At 45.9% G+C, this 16,114-nt stretch carries 13 protein-coding genes; 4 read left to right on the top strand and 9 right to left on the bottom strand.

Features of this window, described 5'->3' with window-relative positions:
• Positions 1–41 precede the first annotated feature (41 nt).
• The 6 genes from PPA03S_RS02910 to PPA03S_RS02885 form a co-directional block, all read right to left on the bottom strand.
• Positions 42–1,664, bottom strand: coding sequence for a PucR family transcriptional regulator (locus PPA03S_RS02910; RefSeq protein ID WP_062319603.1), 1,623 nt, complete (start codon positions 1,662–1,664; stop codon positions 42–44).
• A gap of 246 nt (positions 1,665–1,910) precedes the next feature.
• Complete coding sequence (locus tag PPA03S_RS02905) at positions 1,911–4,655, bottom strand: CHASE3 domain-containing protein (RefSeq protein ID WP_068963919.1); 2,745 nt, start codon at positions 4,653–4,655, stop codon at positions 1,911–1,913.
• A 176-nt stretch (positions 4,656–4,831) separates the two neighbouring features.
• A complete protein-coding gene (fumC, locus tag PPA03S_RS02900; protein ID WP_062319921.1) occupies positions 4,832–6,220 on the bottom strand; it encodes a class II fumarate hydratase in 1,389 nt (462 codons plus the stop codon).
• A 225-nt stretch (positions 6,221–6,445) separates the two neighbouring features.
• Entirely contained in the window at positions 6,446–7,456 is a 1,011-nt protein-coding gene (locus tag PPA03S_RS02895; RefSeq protein ID WP_062319601.1) for an aldose 1-epimerase, read from the bottom strand.
• A gap of 211 nt (positions 7,457–7,667) precedes the next feature.
• Entirely contained in the window at positions 7,668–8,477 is an 810-nt protein-coding gene (locus PPA03S_RS02890; protein ID WP_062319599.1) for an MBL fold metallo-hydrolase, read from the bottom strand.
• Between the two features lie 183 nt (positions 8,478–8,660).
• Complete coding sequence (locus PPA03S_RS02885; protein WP_174532100.1) at positions 8,661–8,927, bottom strand: hypothetical protein; 267 nt, start codon at positions 8,925–8,927, stop codon at positions 8,661–8,663.
• A gap of 214 nt (positions 8,928–9,141) precedes the next feature.
• Between PPA03S_RS02885 and PPA03S_RS02880 the strand changes: the two genes are divergently transcribed.
• The 4 genes from PPA03S_RS02880 to PPA03S_RS02865 all read left to right on the top strand — a co-directional run bounded on the left by PPA03S_RS02880 (position 9,142) and on the right by PPA03S_RS02865 (position 13,452).
• Entirely contained in the window at positions 9,142–10,374 is a 1,233-nt protein-coding gene (locus PPA03S_RS02880) for an aminopeptidase (protein ID WP_062319597.1), read from the top strand.
• A gap of 82 nt (positions 10,375–10,456) precedes the next feature.
• Positions 10,457–11,689 carry an aminopeptidase gene (locus tag PPA03S_RS02875; protein WP_062319594.1) on the top strand — a complete coding sequence of 411 codons (1,233 nt, stop codon included), beginning with the start codon at positions 10,457–10,459 and terminating at the stop codon, positions 11,687–11,689.
• 220 nt (positions 11,690–11,909) lie between these two features.
• Positions 11,910–12,500, top strand: a complete 591-nt coding sequence (locus PPA03S_RS02870; protein ID WP_062319592.1) for an RNA polymerase sigma factor — start codon at positions 11,910–11,912, stop codon at positions 12,498–12,500.
• Positions 12,469–13,452 carry a hypothetical protein gene (locus tag PPA03S_RS02865; RefSeq protein ID WP_217998912.1) on the top strand — a complete coding sequence of 328 codons (984 nt, stop codon included), beginning with the start codon at positions 12,469–12,471 and terminating at the stop codon, positions 13,450–13,452. The genes PPA03S_RS02870 and PPA03S_RS02865 overlap by 32 nt, the downstream gene beginning before the upstream one ends.
• Position 13,453: 1 nt before the next feature.
• On the opposite strand, the gene PPA03S_RS02860 is transcribed toward PPA03S_RS02865, so the two are convergent.
• The 3 genes from PPA03S_RS02860 to PPA03S_RS02850 all read right to left on the bottom strand — a co-directional run bounded on the left by PPA03S_RS02860 (position 13,454) and on the right by PPA03S_RS02850 (position 16,110).
• Positions 13,454–13,945: a hypothetical protein gene (locus PPA03S_RS02860; RefSeq protein WP_062319588.1), complete on the bottom strand. Its 492-nt coding sequence runs from the start codon at positions 13,943–13,945 to the stop codon at positions 13,454–13,456.
• Positions 13,946–14,168: 223 nt separating this feature from the next.
• Entirely contained in the window at positions 14,169–15,134 is a 966-nt protein-coding gene (locus PPA03S_RS02855; RefSeq protein ID WP_062319586.1) for an ABC transporter ATP-binding protein, read from the bottom strand.
• Positions 15,127–16,110 carry an ABC transporter ATP-binding protein gene (locus tag PPA03S_RS02850; protein WP_062319585.1) on the bottom strand — a complete coding sequence of 328 codons (984 nt, stop codon included), beginning with the start codon at positions 16,108–16,110 and terminating at the stop codon, positions 15,127–15,129. The genes PPA03S_RS02855 and PPA03S_RS02850 overlap by 8 nt, the downstream gene beginning before the upstream one ends.
• Positions 16,111–16,114 lie beyond the last annotated feature (4 nt).

Genomic DNA, 16,114 nt, shown 5'->3' with positions numbered 1-16,114 from the left:
ATCATCCTAAAAGGATATAAATATACGGTTCCACCGTCAGATTAATGCTGCTGCGAATGTGTTCTTGCCGATGTTTTGTCACGAACAAACTTACGGAAGGTGAACACCAGCTTTAATTTCAACAGGTCATTCGTCTTCTTAAAGTCCATCTGCAGCAAACTTCCGACTTTCTCCATCCGATAGGTGACGGTGTTCCGATGCACAAACAGTTGTTTGGCAGCTTCGTTAATGAGTCCATCATTTTCGATAAATGACTCCAGCGTATTCATCAGCACCTGATTGGGGTCACCATCCCTGGCCAATAATGGCTCAAGTACTTTGTTGCAGTAATTCTCCATGATGTTATCCGGTACATGTTGAAACACATAGGCGAATTCCAACATCTCGAACTGGAGAGCACGATCCTTCATGCCGAATCGACGAGCCAGCTTCCGGGTATCCAGACATTCCTGATACGCTTCTCGCAGCGATTTCGGCTCATGCTTCATTTTGCTGATCCAGAACCGCGGAGCAGATTCTCCCTTGGCTTCCTGTGCCGCGAGAACATCACCGAATCGATTCAGCAGGAAAGCTGATAATTCCTCTCCATAATCCCGCCCCGTTGGACAGGTATAGATGGATAATAAGCCATCTTCGATCTGGAAATGCTGTGAGGCTGTGAACTGCATAAGCGGATTGTACTGCAACTCACGGTGGATCTGCTTCAGTAGTTTTCCTTCCGCAAAAACAGACGGTTCCAGTGTGATCAACACGCACTGATAGGTCCCCTGGAACAGGTGAATACCTTTATTCTCACTGAGCCTGGTTAGTTCATCCGATGTCATTTTGTTATCCAAATATTGGGTCAGCAGTGTTCGCATGTCATCCTGAACGGTCGGGTTAATGTGTTCCCGATAGGTCATATCCATATAGAATGCCAGGACATCCGCAGCCTGCTGGAATAATTCTTCCTCCGCTCTAAGAGACAGGGCAGAGTCTGTAAAGACGAGCAAGAATCCGTATTCTTCATCATTCTGTTTGATGGGCACCCGATGGCAACTACCCTGATTCCATTTCACCCGGTGCATGACGGATTTCCAGGGCCAACCCTGTACAACCGCATCTCCGGCAATACCTTCGCTTCCATAGAGCACATGTCCTCGGGAGCCAATCACCGCAAGCGGGTAATTCAACACGGTAGCAAGTTCAGCGAATACATTCCGATGCAGCTGCTGTTGCAATGCAAACTGCATCAATTTTTTCTGTTTCTGTACCACCTCATGGAGCAACCGATTGCTGCGTTCATGTTCGGCCTTGAACAACGCATTCATCTGGTCGGAAAACGTGAATTGGAACGGCAGTTCGAGCAGAGGCATCCTCAATCGATCCGCTTCCTCAATGATTCCTTGCGGAATGGACTGCCAGAAGCGGCCCAATTTAATGCCAAGTCCGGCACAACCGCGTTCATTCAGGCGGCGCATTAAACGAAGTGCATCCGTCTCGTTATCTTTCATAATAAATGCTGTTGTGAACAGCAATTCTCCGGATTTGATCCAATCCGCTATATCTGGAGCGTCCATGACGTTAACGGATTTCATCATCCGCGAAGTCCCTTCCCCACCTGCAACTAGTCTGGCCTCAGACAATGGGTATACCTTTAAAGCCTCTTTAACCGTAAGCTGCATGGACATTACCTCCCATATATATAACGCAAATAGCGGTTGACTTGGACAGAAGCAAAGGTTCAATACTCATTTTTGTCCATATTTTTGAAATCTACATTGAATATTGTTAAGTATTATAACATCATTTTGATTTGAAAAGCTTACATGAGAAAAAAATAAAACCTATGACACAATTGCAGCAATCATTGCGCAACTGGCATAGGTTTCAATTTTAATTTCAATATGGTTCATCTGGGTGATGAAAGATCAGATTCCCAATGTTTCATGACTCAGCCATAGTTTCATTCGGGACAGTACCTCTTTCATATTCAGCGGTTTGCTAATATAGTCCGATGCTCCTGCTGCAATACATTTGTCACGATCTTCTTTCATGGCCTTCGCAGTCAGAGCTATAATAGGGAGCTGCTTGAGATTCAATCTCTCCCGGATCTGGCGAGTGGTTTCATACCCGTCCAGCTCTGGCATCATGATGTCCATCATAATAATATCCGGGTTCGCTTCCCCACGTTCCAGCATCTCCAGACATTCGTATCCATTCTGTGCTGTGATCACATTCATGCCATATTGCTCAAGGGCATTTGCCAAGGCGTATACATTCCGAATATCATCATCCACCACAAGCACTTGGCGCCCGTTCAATAACGATTCTTCCAGTGGAGTCAGCAGCGTCTCGATGTTTGTTAAATTCACTTCTGAAGTTATGGTTGCTTCAGGAGCCGTGACGGCAACCTCATTCAAGAACAATCTGGAGGTCTGCATAACCTCAGGCTCTTCCGTTCTCAGCGGGAGGAACAGCGTGAAGACACTTCCCTGTCCCTCACGGCTTGTGGCCGAGATCGATCCGCCCAACAGATTGGCAAGGGATTGAGAGATCGACAGTCCCAGTCCGGTTCCGCCATATTTTCGGGCCGTGGCTCCGTCTGCCTGCTTGAACGCATCAAAGATCTGTAACAGTTTGTTGTCAGCAATGCCAATTCCCGTATCACTAACCGAGAAGGCAATAGCATCCATCTCCATCTCATTCCCTTCAGGACTGGCCAGACTCACTCTGGAGATCGTTAAGGCCACTTCGCCCTCATGGGTAAACTTGAATGCATTGGAGAGCAAATTCCGCAAAATCTGGTGTAAGCGCATCTCGTCGGAAACAATCGTATCCGGCAAAGGGCTTTGGAGCTGAATCCGAAAATCAATTCCTTTTTGCTCAGCCGTCTTCAGGAAATATTGATTCATCACTTCGGGTAGGCTTTCAAGATAAACATCATCAAAATCCACTTCCATCTCTCCGGCTTCCACTTTGGAAAGGTCGAGAATGTCGTTAATCAGGTTGAGCAGATCCTTGCCTGATGCATGAATCACCGAAGCATATTTCTGTTCTTCACTGTTTAAGTTCTGATGCTTGTTCTCAGCCAAAATCTCGGATAAAATCAGCATACTGTTTAGCGGAGTACGCAGTTCATGCGACATATTCGCGAGGAATTCAGACTTGTAACCGGAACTGGTCCGCAGCTGATCCGCTACTTTTGCAAGTTCGCTGGCTGAGGTTTCTGCTGCATTTTTCTGTATCTCCAAACGTTCGTTCAGTATATGCAGCTCTTCTGTCTGCATATGTAACTCTTCAGTCTGAGATACCATCTCTTCGGTTTGAAGCTGGAGTTTTTCAGACTGTGCCTGCAATTCTTCATTGAGTACCTGAGATTCATCATATAATTGCTGCAATTCCATACGTGTAGCAGTCGAATGCAGGGAGACACTGAAAATTTCAATCAATTCGCCAAGCATCTTCATATCATTCTCCTGCAATGATTTCATAGAGGCGAGTTCAATCACAGCAATTGTTTTACCTTCAAATATGACTGGAGCAACCGTAACCGAAGTAGCGGATGCATATCCAAGACCTGAGGAAATGCGAATATAGTTTTGCGGCAGGTCATTCATACACAAAATCCGTTTCTCAATAGCACTTTGACCGACAAGACCTTCACCTGGTGCGATGGATACTTTACCAAGTGAACGTTCATTTTCTCCGTCAGCTGCATATGCCGCAATACGAATCAGTCGATTATCCTTCCAATAATATAAGACGCTATAAGGAATTTCCAACAGAATCGCGATTTGGTTCAGGAACAGCCGTGACAGTCCCTCCAAATGATTTGGATTTTGCAGCAGAGTGGCTATATCGGCAATCTTGCTTTTCAATCGATTCTGTTCCTGTACCGTATCAAGCAGGTGATTGGTCTCTTGCCCAAGATCACCTACTTCATCATGTGTTCGTACATGAACCCGCTGCGTTAAATTTCCCCCTCTGGATATATCCGTGATCGTTTGTATTACATCTCGCAAGGTTTTGACAATATTGCTTGATACAACCAAGCCAGCCGTAATGGACAATGCAGCAATAATTCCCCATAGTGTGTACATGACTGTAAGTAACGTTGAACTTCGTGAAGCCAGTTCATTTACTCTTGTTTCGGTCAGAGCAATCTCTGTGGTTCGAAAGGAATCAAGCTGAGACCTCAACAAATCCATTTCATTTTTGCCTGGATCGGATTGAAAAAACGCAATCACTTTCGCTTGATCCCCTTGTTTCTTCAGTTCTACCAAAGGTTCTCCGGCAATCTCAATCCAGCGTGTAATATGTGTTTTGATGTTTTGCAAACTCCGCTGCTGAGAAGGATTGTCACTGATCAATGCGAATAACTGATCATAGTTGTAATTCCACTGCGCGAGCCCCTGTCTATATGGCTCAAGGTAGCTTTCATCCCCTGTAATCATGTATCCACGCTGTCCTGTTTCCATGTTCAGCACATTTTTCTCAATCGTGTTGGTCAGGTTGTGCACTTCTAGGTCATGGTGGCTGATAAAATCATTCTCTTTTTGCAATACATTAATTTGAGCTGATAGAATCAGTAAAACAGCACCAAATAATAGCACCACCATAAGATAGCCCAATAGAATTTTGGAGCGTATCGTAAATCTTCTCTTTTTCGACAACGCTGAAACCTCCAATGAAATAAACAATTCCCATACCTAATAAAGAGTTGCATATGTAGTTTATACGTATACGTATAGTATGACAAGCATATATATGGTCATTGTCCCAATCCAAAGACGACCTGCTCGGGCAGGTCGTCTTCATAAGGATTACGATGCTTCCAATTCGGATGGAATTAGGCTTTCGGAGCTATCATTTTCGCTGGGTCCACATATTGATCGAATTGCTCTTCCGTAAGCAGACCTGTCTGTAATGTAGCTTCTTTCAGAGACAGCCCTTCCTTATGTGCAAGCTTGGCAATTTTGGCTGCATTCTCATAACCGATGTGAGGATTGAGAGCAGTAACCAGCATAAGGGAATTATTCAGATTGTGTTCAATCTGGCTGAGGTTAGGCTCAATGCCGACTGCACATTTATCGTTAAACGCAACGATGGAATCCGCAAGAAGTTGAACAGATTGCAAGAAGTTATAGATAATAACAGGTTTGAACACATTCAACTCAAAGTTACCCTGACTTGCCGCGAAGCCGATCGCTGCATCGTTCCCCATCACTTGCGTAACGACCATGGTCATCGCCTCGCTCTGGGTTGGATTCACTTTACCCGGCATAATGGAACTGCCCGGTTCGTTCTCTGGAATACGAATCTCTCCCAGACCACTGCGTGGGCCACTCGCGAGCCAGCGTACATCATTGGCAATTTTCATCAAGTCAGCTGCAAGCGCTTTAACAGCACCGTGAGCATAAACGACTTCATCATGACTCGTAAGTGCATGGAATTTGTTTGGAGCGGATACAAAATCCTTACCTGTATGTTTACCAATCTCCTTGGCTGTATAATCACCAAAGTCGGGATGTGCATTGATTCCGGTTCCAACAGCCGTACCACCAATTGCGAGTTCTTTCATATAGTTGACACTATCCCGAATCATGCGTTCACTCTTATCGAGCATCGCTTCCCAGCCGCTGATCTCCTGACCGAGTGTAATTGGCGTTGCATCCTGAAGATGAGTACGTCCAATTTTGATAATATCTTTGAATTTTTCCGATTTGTCTGCAAAAGTTGCTTTCAGCACTGCGATTGCCGGCAAGAGCTGATCTTCAACCGCAAGCACACCCGCAACATGCAGAGCCGTCGGGAATGTATCATTGGAGCTCTGGGACATGTTCACATCATCATTCGGATGCAGACGTTCTTCCTTGCCCTTCTGTTCAAGCAACTGGTTACCCAGATTGGCAATGACCTCGTTCACGTTCATGTTAGACTGTGTTCCGCTACCCGTCTGCCATACCACGAGCGGGAAATGATCATCAATCCGGCCAGCAATAATTTCATCAGCGGCATAAGCAATCGCATCTGATTTGGCAGCCGATAGTTTACCCAATTTATGATTGCTTGCAGCAGCGCTTTTTTTCAAAATGGCAAGAGCACGTACGACTTCCATCGGCATATGCTCGCGACCAATCGGAAAGTTCTCCTTGCTGCGCTGCGTTTGAGCTCCCCACAGCCTGTCGGCTGGTACTTTCATTTCACCTAACGTATCTTTCTCAATGCGGTATTCCACTTGCTTCTCCTCCTCCAAAAAGATGGTTTGTGTCTCTACAAAATACGTATACATTCTTTTGTTCACAGCATCTTGCATTTGTTGATTCCAAAGTGATCGCTGGGGATTTATGCAAAATGCTCTTTATGAGCAAAGCTTGTGTATCTTGTCATATTATACATGATTGCCTGCCAGGTTTTCACCTTTTCGACAAAATTGTAAGCGTGACGCAAAACGTGCAAATGTTTATTTTTGTGGCTTGATTGGGTACAAACGACTGGATTGTTCGAATATTTCACCAGGCTCAAGACCAATAAGACCGATCTCTTCAGCAGGAACGCCCTGTACATTCGGAGCATTAACCAGGTTCATCTGTGGTTCAGGACAGAAGAAGTCGCCCGCCATGTTGTTGTTCCAGATCATCCAATGCTTGTAGGAAGTCCCTACATCATACACCAGCTTGTCGCCGGTACGATGATCAGTCAGTTCCATATAGTTACGCCCATTCTGAGGTTCTGCCGTGTAGTGATTATCCATGGCTGCAAAAAACGGACTGACACCCTCACCTTTTAATTGTTCTTCTTCTGGTGTAAGCGGTTGAAATTGTCCCGTAGGCAAGGAACGTTCATTCAACTCCCGGCGTTGTCCAATTGTTGCTTTGGCCGTATAATCGGATGCTTGGCTTTCCGGTGCAAATGGAACACGGATTGCGGTATGAAATGCAAACAGATTCGGCATACGCTCCTGACCATTATTGCGGACATTCAATTGCTGTTGAAGTCCATGGCTGCTTAGCGAATAACGGAGCGTCACAGTAAATGTGAATGGCAGGTATTGATGGAACACATGTCCTTCCTTGACTTCCTGACTAAGTACGACATAACTCTCCAGCTTATCAGATCCATAACCCTCAACCTTCCACTCAACATTGTGCAAAAACCCATGCAAATGGTTGCCTGTAGCTGGTTCGTTTATAGGCAATTGATAGACTTTGCCATCCCAGGGAAATTGACCATCCTCATAGCGATTTGGTGGAGAAAGAATCGGAATTCCATATACGGCAGGAGCAGCCATAAAATCGTCCATATGCTCCTGATCCGGCTCCCGCAAATAGCGGAATCCCCGCTCTGTATCGCGGAAAGCGACAAGGTTGGCACCCACGCTTGGAATGACAGCTGCTTCAAACTGATCAAAGCGAAGCCAGACAGCCGGTATACCTCCAAATTGTTCTTCAAAAGCTGCATTCTGCTGTGTCATCGTTATATGTACCTCCTGCATACTAAGGTTATATTATACGGCTCGACTATATCATGCCCGGGCACAAAATACCAATCTATGATAGAGAACAAATTCATCATGGAAAGACAAAAAAGACAGCCGCGGCGCTTCGCAGCTGTCTCTATAGGCTCATGTGCCATAATAGAACCCTTCCACAATTCTTTGGAATGTATTCCTAACCCCGGCTCAGTCAGTCCACATATTTGCCATGATCCGGAACGGAAGTTTCTTCGAAATCCAGATCGAGTTGCTTCAGCGAATCCCTCAACATATCGCCGGTTAAGGTATGTCCATGCCCTGTAACAGCAACCTTCGGCTGCAATTGGCGAATATGATGTACTGATTGATGAGCCGCTTGCCAATCTGTCGTGAAATATGCGGGCGGACCGTGTAACTGTTTGTCCTGAAGCAGCACATTCCAGAGCGATTCCTGTTTTACCGTGACAATCGCGTCTCCGGCAATCAGGATACGATCTTCTTCACGAAATAGTGAAACATGCCCCGGCGTGTGACCAGGGGTGTGTATCCATTTCCAAGCCGAAACTCCTGGAATGGAATGGTCATCCGGCAGACTGAATATCCGATCATCCAGATTGATGGCTTCATTGGGATACGTGAATGACAACCGTGCCATCAAACCTCCACCTACGGTAGGGTCCGCCGGAGGGTAATCCTTCACACCTGTCAAATAAGGCAGTTCAAGCGGGTGTGCATACACCGGGACACCCCAGAATTGTTCCAATTCGATGACGGTCCCTACATGATCAAAATGACCATGTGTCAATATAATCGCAGACGGAGGACCAGGAAAGCGTTCAGTTGCAACATGAAGGATCTGATCGGTGAAACTCGCTACTCCTGTATCCACGAGCACCCAGTTTCGGCTTCCCGGCTCACCGATAAACACAACATTAACGAACAGTGTACGCAGACTGAGGATATCGTGCGCGACTTCTTCGAGTCCCGTCATCCCTGCTGTAATCAGATTGTCAGATGCCATTCACGGTTACCTCCCATTCAGGCGGATTGTCTCTCTGGTTCCATTCATCTGTCATAGACTTCCCTTTTCTGGAGTATCTATTCCTTACATCCAATAAAATAGACGGTGTACACCCTGTTTCAGGCATACACCGTCTAGTATAATCAGCTACATCCCATATTAGAACAAGGAATCTCGGACATATTACGCCGGGTAAGCATCCAGCGCCGCATCAAGCAGCTGATTGTACATATCGTCGTCGTTTTCCAGCAGCTCGTCCATGCGCAGCAATTCCTCTTCATCCCCGGACTGTTCGGTGAAATGCAGACTATAATCCCAATCCTTGCCGTTCTTGCTCATGAACGTAATCTCATATACTGACTTTTCGCCTTCTGCACGAAAAACCGTATTCCCTACATAATTTTTTTCGTCTTCACGACGCATCTCTGCACGAATAATCTCAATATTCACAATCGTTCTCTCCTTTTATCTCTCAACTGTTGCGGGTCTCCACAATTTATGGTAAACCTAGTTTGGTAATTATTATTGGTTAATTGTACAATATATATTGTAGCAACGTATACCTTATTCAATGAGGGAACCATACTAACTCCTTACATACTTGTAATGAGGACTATAATAACAAACAGCTACGACATTATACCAAATTGGAGGAAAAAATAGCATGAACAATTTTGAATTGAATTTACAGCAATATGCCGAACTGGCTGTCAAAGTTGGTGTCAATGTCCATCCGGGGCAGACTCTTGTCGTGAACGCACCCATCTCGGCAGCACATTTTGTGCGTTTGATCGTCAAAGCGGCTTATGGGACAGGTGCCAAACTGGTCAAAGTGAACTGGAGTGATGAGGTAATCACACGTCTTCATTATGATCTGGCACCAGAAGAATCATTCTCCATTGAGCCGAAATGGTTTGCAGGTGAAATGACCGAACTTGTTGAAGAAGGCGCCGCCGTTCTGCATGTTATCGCAGAAAACCCGGATTTACTTGCTGGTGTTCCTCAGGAACGGATCGTGACAAGTCAGAAAGTTCGCGGTAAAGCATTGGAAAAATATCGCTCCTATCAAATGGCAGACAAATTCAGTTGGTCCATCGTAGCCGTTCCTTCTCCTGAATGGGCAGCCAAAGTATTCCCTGATCTTCCGGCAGAGCAGCAAATCGATAAATTGTGGGATGTTATCTTCAAAACCGTTCGCATTGGAGAACAGGATGCTGTCGCAGAATGGAAAACGCATTTGAAGAATCTCGATTCTCGTGCCGATCTGCTTAACGAAAAAAAATACAAAAAGCTTCACTATACGGCCCCTGGCACAGACCTTACGATTGAACTTCCCGAAGGTCATATATGGGTATCCGGTGGCAGCATCAATGAACAAGGACATGTCTTCGTTGCCAATATGCCTACAGAGGAAGTGTTCACCGCTCCACTCAAAACCGGAGTTAATGGCACTGTACGCAGCACGAAGCCTCTGAGTTACGGCGGCAACCTGATTGACGGCTTCTCCCTGACTTTTGAAAATGGTCGGATCGTTGACTATACTGCCGATCAAGGACTCGATACACTGAAAAGCCTGATTGAAATGGATGAAGGCGCCCATTATCTGGGCGAGGTAGCTCTCGTTCCGCATCAATCGCCAATTTCCGATACGAATATTTTGTTCTACAACACCCTCTTTGATGAAAATGCATCCAACCATCTGGCGATCGGTAACGCTTATGCCTTCTGTCTGGAAGGTGGCAAAACAATGTCCAAGGATGAATTGGTCAGCCATGGCATGAACTCCAGTCTCACTCATGTGGACTTCATGATTGGATCAGGAGAAATGAACATTCACGGTGTCACTTCCGAAGGCAGCGAAGAACCGATCTTCCTGCAAGGCAACTGGGCTTTCTAATTTAAACGGTGTAGATGAGAGAGAGGGTCATTCCTCTCTTTTCCTGCGTAAGCGGGGCATTCATGATATGGAGGAACTTGATATGTTGAGTTTTGAACAAAAACTGGATCATTATGCTGAACTGGCCGTAAAAGTTGGAGCCAACGTTCAGCCCGGACAAATCTTCGTCATCAGCGCCATGATTGATACAGCTGAATTCGTGCGTTTGTTGGTGCGCAAAGGCTACGAGGCCGGAGCTAAGAATGTCATCGTCAAATACGGAGACGAGACGGTCAATCGATTACGTTTTGAAATGGCGCCTGAGGATTCCTTTCAAGACCCACCGAAATGGCATGCCGCTGAACTTGAGGAGCTGGCAGCGAACAATGCTGCATTCCTGACCGTATTGTCATCCAGCCCGGACCTATTGAAAGGAATCGATCCAGAACGCATTTCCACCCATCAGCGTACATACGGTCAGGCGATGTCCAAATACCGTCAATATCAGCAGGCCGACAAAATGAGTTGGACAGGAGTAGCCTGTCCTTCACCGGATTGGGCCGCCAAAGTGTTTCCCGACCTTCCAGCTGCCGAGCAGATGAATCAGCTCTGGGAAGCCATTTTTGCTGCTGTAAGAGCCGATCTGGATGATCCAGTAGCAGCTTGGGAGCAGCATATTGAGCGTTTGGAGCACAAAGCAGTTGCCCTGAACAGCAAAAAATATAAAGCTTTGCATTTTGTATCACCTGGAACAGACCTTACCGTTGAGCTTCCTGAAGGACATATCTGGGCGCAGGCTGGTAGTGTTAATGAACAAGGCACTCGTTTTGTCGCCAATATTCCGACCGAGGAAGTATTCACTGCCCCAGCCAAATACGGCGTGAACGGTAAAGTGTCCAGTACCAAACCACTCAGTTATGGGGGAAGTATTATTGATCGCTTCTCCCTAACATTTGAGAAGGGACGCATCATTGATTTTCATGCCGAAGAAGGTCAGGATACACTCGAACGGCTCATTAACATGGATGAAGGGTCCCATTACCTCGGTGAGGTTGCTTTGGTGCCCTTCCATTCACCAATCTCGGAAAGCGGTATTCTCTATTACACAACGCTATATGATGAGAATGCTTCATGCCACCTCGCTATCGGCAGTTCCTATGCCTTCAATATCGATGGTGGGAAAACCATGTCAACCGAGGAGCTTGCAGCTCGCGGCATGAACTCCAGCATTACTCACGTGGACTTCATGATGGGATCGCCGGAAACGAACATATACGGCGTGACAGCGAATGGCGAGCGTGAAGCCATCTTCCTAAAAGGTGACTGGGCTTTCTGAAGCTAGTTGAAACTGATAAAATTCCATAATTATTAAATATCATTTAGAGGCTGCCCTACTGACCATCATTTACTGGTTAGTATGAGGCGGCCTCTCTCTAATTCAGAATATACTTTTCCTTATTCTGTCGGGCTAACCTCCCATTGTATCGCTTCCATATAATGTTGTAAAATGAAATGATACCAATGTTTGTGGATTGTTCACCAGAAAGGAGAACATCATGGCCAATCGGCTCCAATTACTTTTAGCCTCGGATTTCCATAATTTGGGCCCGCAGCTTCAAGAAGAAGTGTACTACGAATACTATAATATGGTACATGGTCTCATCGTTTACATCATCAAGGAACGTGCAGCAGCAGAAGATGTTATCCAGGAAGCTTTTATCAAAATCATTAAAAACAAACCTCTCTTCGACAACGAGGTCAAACTGAAAGCCTGGCTGAAGGTAGTCACACGGAATACCGCCATTAATTATCTGAGAAAAAATAAAAATAACCGTAACCAACTGGATACGGATAGTGTTTTTATAGATATGGAGACAATGAATCAGACGGCAGCTTCCGTGGAGAGCACGGTGGAGACTCAAATGATGCAGGAATCCATCGAGTTCTACCTGGAACAGCTTAAGCCAGAATACCGTGTACTCGTGGAACTGCGCTGGAAAGAGGGTCTTTCCTATCGGGAAATGGCTGATCTACTGGATACATCCGAAGAAATTGTGAAGCAACGTTTGTTCAGAGCCCGGGGAAGTATAAAGAAGAAATTACATAAGGAATGGGGTGGAAGCATTGAGCAAAGGCAAGTCCGATAAGCAGATTGATTCATTCGATCCAGAGCTGGAAGATGAATACTTTGATGCCGCGTTTGATACGGCTTTTGACGAAGCCTTCCGTCAGGCTGTATCTGCCTTCCCTGCTTCCAACACCGAACCTATGCGTCAATCCTGGCTCCACGTTCAAAAGGAGATTGCCCGGGTTGGCGTACGCAAGAAAAGAATGCGCACCATACGTTTATCTGTCATTGTGGCAGCGTCTGTGACCATCGGCGCCGTTATCTTCAGTATGCCTACTGGGACGCAAGCCGTCTCTCCTTTTGTACAATCAATCAAGGACTGGGGCAATGGTATGAAATCCATCGTTATTGAGGATCGTACTACTCATCTAGGCGCTGATCCGTCGACAGCCAAGACACCTCCACCTCCTGAACGAGGAATCAATGAGGCTCCCACATTTTCCAGTGGAGATGAACCACCTGTAGAAGCAGATGGAGAGATTAAGCTCCCCTTCTATGAGACGTCACACTTACTTGAACCTATTATCGTAACAAAGGATATCGCACGCTCGGGATTTAAAGGTGATTTTTTGTTATCAAAAGCTATTCCCGAGCGGTTTACAAAGATCAAATTTGAGCTCATGCTGGATACCCTCAATCCCGTCAATCCGGAAGATTATTACGAATCTCAACGAATGAGGGTTCGTTATAGCGGAGAAGGCAAAAATGGTGAAGAAGAAGTCATTCAGTTTGATTATGCCTATGTTTCGCCTGGTCAGATCATTGAGGGGCCCATGCTTCGCGAAACAAGTATCGTCAAATTGGCTGATGGCAGCGAGGCATTTATGTACCTCGGACCCCCCTATAATACCTTTCAATGGATGATGGGTTCTGTAAACATGAGCTTATTCGGAACCGTCTCGGAAGAAGAGATGATTGCTATTGCCAATGACCTGCAGGAACAAAAATTTCCAGGTAGTACCCTAAAATAAATTAAAATAATACGTTGCTTGAAATATGTGTTGTCGTCTCAGGTTTGACCCCGTCGTCGGCCGTGTGAAGACTGACGACTCGATAGTAATATCCGGTTATAACAGTCCAGCTCGATTGGGCATTAAGAGTCTGCGTTTGGGTTTTCTTCTTGGAACCGGATTGATAGAGTATCCAGGCCGATCCCGTCCAGCGTTCAAGTCGATAATCGACTTGCAGTGATTTCATTTCCGAGAAGGTTGTTGTCGTTGTATTTACAATCGCAGTCAGCCCCCCTCCAGGTGTAACCGTTCCGACTGCCTGATAAATATATTTCGGGGATGTCAATGCATGAACACTTGGTTCCAAGGGCGGTGGTGGTGGAGTAAGCGCGTGAGGCTTGATACTTGGACTGGCGACAGCTACCTCAGCCGTTGGTAGAGCAAGAATTATTGGTGCCGATAGCGCTGCAACAATCATGACTTTCAGCATGGACGTTATTCTCATTTTCCGCATATGTATCCACCTTTCATTTTCCAAATTTTGATTTTGTGTAAATATTAAACGGATGTAGTGGTTTGAAGGTTTCAAAAAAATAAAAGACGCACCGACTTACATGTCGGCAGCGTCTTTTGGTCCTTTGATGCATTCGGGTGAATACATACAGAATGGATGGAACCTAAATAATTCCATTCCGTATTCATAAGATAACGTTGATATGAAATTATTCTCACCTGCCTCAGACCAAATGACAGGCTACAAAATGATCCGATCCTATGTTCCGATATGTTGGCGTTTGCTGCTTGCAGATATCTTCTGCCCATGGACAACGCGTATGGAACTTGCAGCCTGTTGGCGGATTCACTGGACTTGGGATATCCCCTTTAAGCACAATTCGTTCCCGTTTCAATTTGGGAATCGGTACAGGTACGGCTGATAGTAAGGCTTTCGTATACGGATGCAGAGGATTGCCGAACAACTCATCTCTGGAAGCCGTCTCGACCATGGAGCCCAGATACATTACTCCAATGCGGTCACACAGATGTTCCACCACACTCAGATCATGCGAAATAAACAAGTAAGCAAGGCCCCTCTCTTGCTGAAGCCGTCTGAACAGGTTAATAATTTGAGCCTGAATAGACACGTCCAATGCAGATACCGGTTCATCTGCGATAATCAGTTTTGGATTTAAGATCAAAGCACGTGCAATTCCAATCCGCTGTCGCTGTCCCCCAGAGAACTCATGGGGAAAACGATCAATATGGTAGGATGACAATCCGCAGGCTCCGAGTACCTCCTTGACGAGCTCGCGCACCTCGCTTGCGGTCGCCAATCCGTGATCCAGTACAGCCTCCCCGATTGCATCACCAATACGTATGCGCGGATTCAGTGAACTGTATGGGTCCTGGAAAATAAGTTGAAGCTGCGGACGGATCTTCCGCACTTCCTGCATAGACAAATGATGCAAGTCTACACCTTGAAAACGAATCTGTCCTTCTGTTTTCTCTGTTAAGCGTACGATGGTTCTTCCAACAGTGCTCTTGCCGCTTCCGGATTCACCCACTAATCCAAACGTCTCTCCTTCATGGATCGTGATGCTGATATCATCGACCGCTTTCACATGGGCTACTGTACGATTCAATAAGCCTTTGCGCACTGGAAAATAGGTTTTAAGATGTTCAATTTCCAATAAAGGTTTAGACATGACTTAATGCCTCCTCATACAGCCAGCATGCAGCCTTCTGTCCAGGTCCAAGCTGCTTGAGCGTCGGCATTTGTGTGGTGCATATCGACATACAGTGCTCACAACGATCAGCAAAATGACAGGAATCTTTTAAGGATAACGGATCAGGTACATGTCCGGGTATAGAATACAATTCATCCTGCCTTTGATTGATAATCGGCTTGGAACGGAGCAATCCCTGGGTATATGGATGTTTGGGAGACTCAAACAATTGCACAACCTCCCCCTCCTCCACCACTTTGCCTGCATACATCACAACGACATAATCCGCCATTTCGGCTACAACTCCAAGGTCATGTGTGATCATCAGAATGGAGGTTCCTGACTGGGATTTGATGTGCTGCAACATATCCAGTATCTGTGCTTGAATGGTCACATCCAGTGCGGTGGTTGGTTCATCCGCAATTAACAGTTTCGGGTTACATGAGATGGCAATGGCAATCATAATGCGCTGCAGCATACCTCCACTCAGCTCATGCGGATAGCTGTTCGCAATCTGTTCCGGTCGTGAAATGCCAACTTCGGCAATCAACTCAACTGCTCTTGCGCGAGCCTGTTTTTTACTCATTTTCAAGTGTACAATCAGCGGCTCCATCAATTGCTCACCGATTTTCAGAACGGGATTCAGAGATGACATCGGCTCCTGGAAAATCATGGAGATGTCATTGCCCCGAATGGCACGCAGCGAGGATTTACTTTCACGGAGCAGATCCCGCCCTCCAAAACGAATTGCACCGCCTACCACCTTGCCTGCCGGTTCTTCGATTAAACCCATAATCGACATGGCGGTTACACTTTTGCCGCAGCCTGATTCACCAACGATGCACACCGTCTCCCCTTCTCGTACATTGAGGCTTACGCCGTCCACAGCTTTGACATGGCCTTCTTCTGAATAAAAATGAGTTTCAAGTTGTTCAATTTCAATCATATTTTGCATGAGG

This window comes from Paenibacillus pabuli NBRC 13638, assembly GCF_001514495.1.
GTDB classification, from domain to species: Bacteria; Bacillota; Bacilli; order Paenibacillales; family Paenibacillaceae; genus Paenibacillus; species Paenibacillus pabuli.
Note: the sequence above shows the minus strand (reverse complement) of the source record. Positions and strands in the feature narration are given on the sequence as shown.

Bases quoted from the DNA above. Each gene is read 5' to 3' on its own strand.
- PPA03S_RS02850 (WP_062319585.1), bottom strand. From the start codon at position 16,110: ATGCAAAATATGATTGAAATTGAACAACTTGAAACTCATTTTTATTCA.
- PPA03S_RS02910 (WP_062319603.1), bottom strand. From the start codon at position 1,664: ATGCAGCTTACGGTTAAAGAGGCTTTAAAGGTATACCCATTGTCTGAG.
- PPA03S_RS02880 (WP_062319597.1), top strand. From the start codon at position 9,142: ATGAACAATTTTGAATTGAATTTACAGCAATATGCCGAACTGGCTGTC.
- PPA03S_RS02860 (WP_062319588.1), bottom strand. From the start codon at position 13,945: ATGCGGAAAATGAGAATAACGTCCATGCTGAAAGTCATGATTGTTGCA.
- PPA03S_RS02870 (WP_062319592.1), top strand. From the start codon at position 11,910: ATGGCCAATCGGCTCCAATTACTTTTAGCCTCGGATTTCCATAATTTG.
- PPA03S_RS02895 (WP_062319601.1), bottom strand. From the start codon at position 7,456: ATGACACAGCAGAATGCAGCTTTTGAAGAACAATTTGGAGGTATACCG.
- PPA03S_RS02890 (WP_062319599.1), bottom strand. From the start codon at position 8,477: ATGGCATCTGACAATCTGATTACAGCAGGGATGACGGGACTCGAAGAA.
- PPA03S_RS02875 (WP_062319594.1), top strand. From the start codon at position 10,457: ATGTTGAGTTTTGAACAAAAACTGGATCATTATGCTGAACTGGCCGTA.
- PPA03S_RS02855 (WP_062319586.1), bottom strand. From the start codon at position 15,134: ATGTCTAAACCTTTATTGGAAATTGAACATCTTAAAACCTATTTTCCA.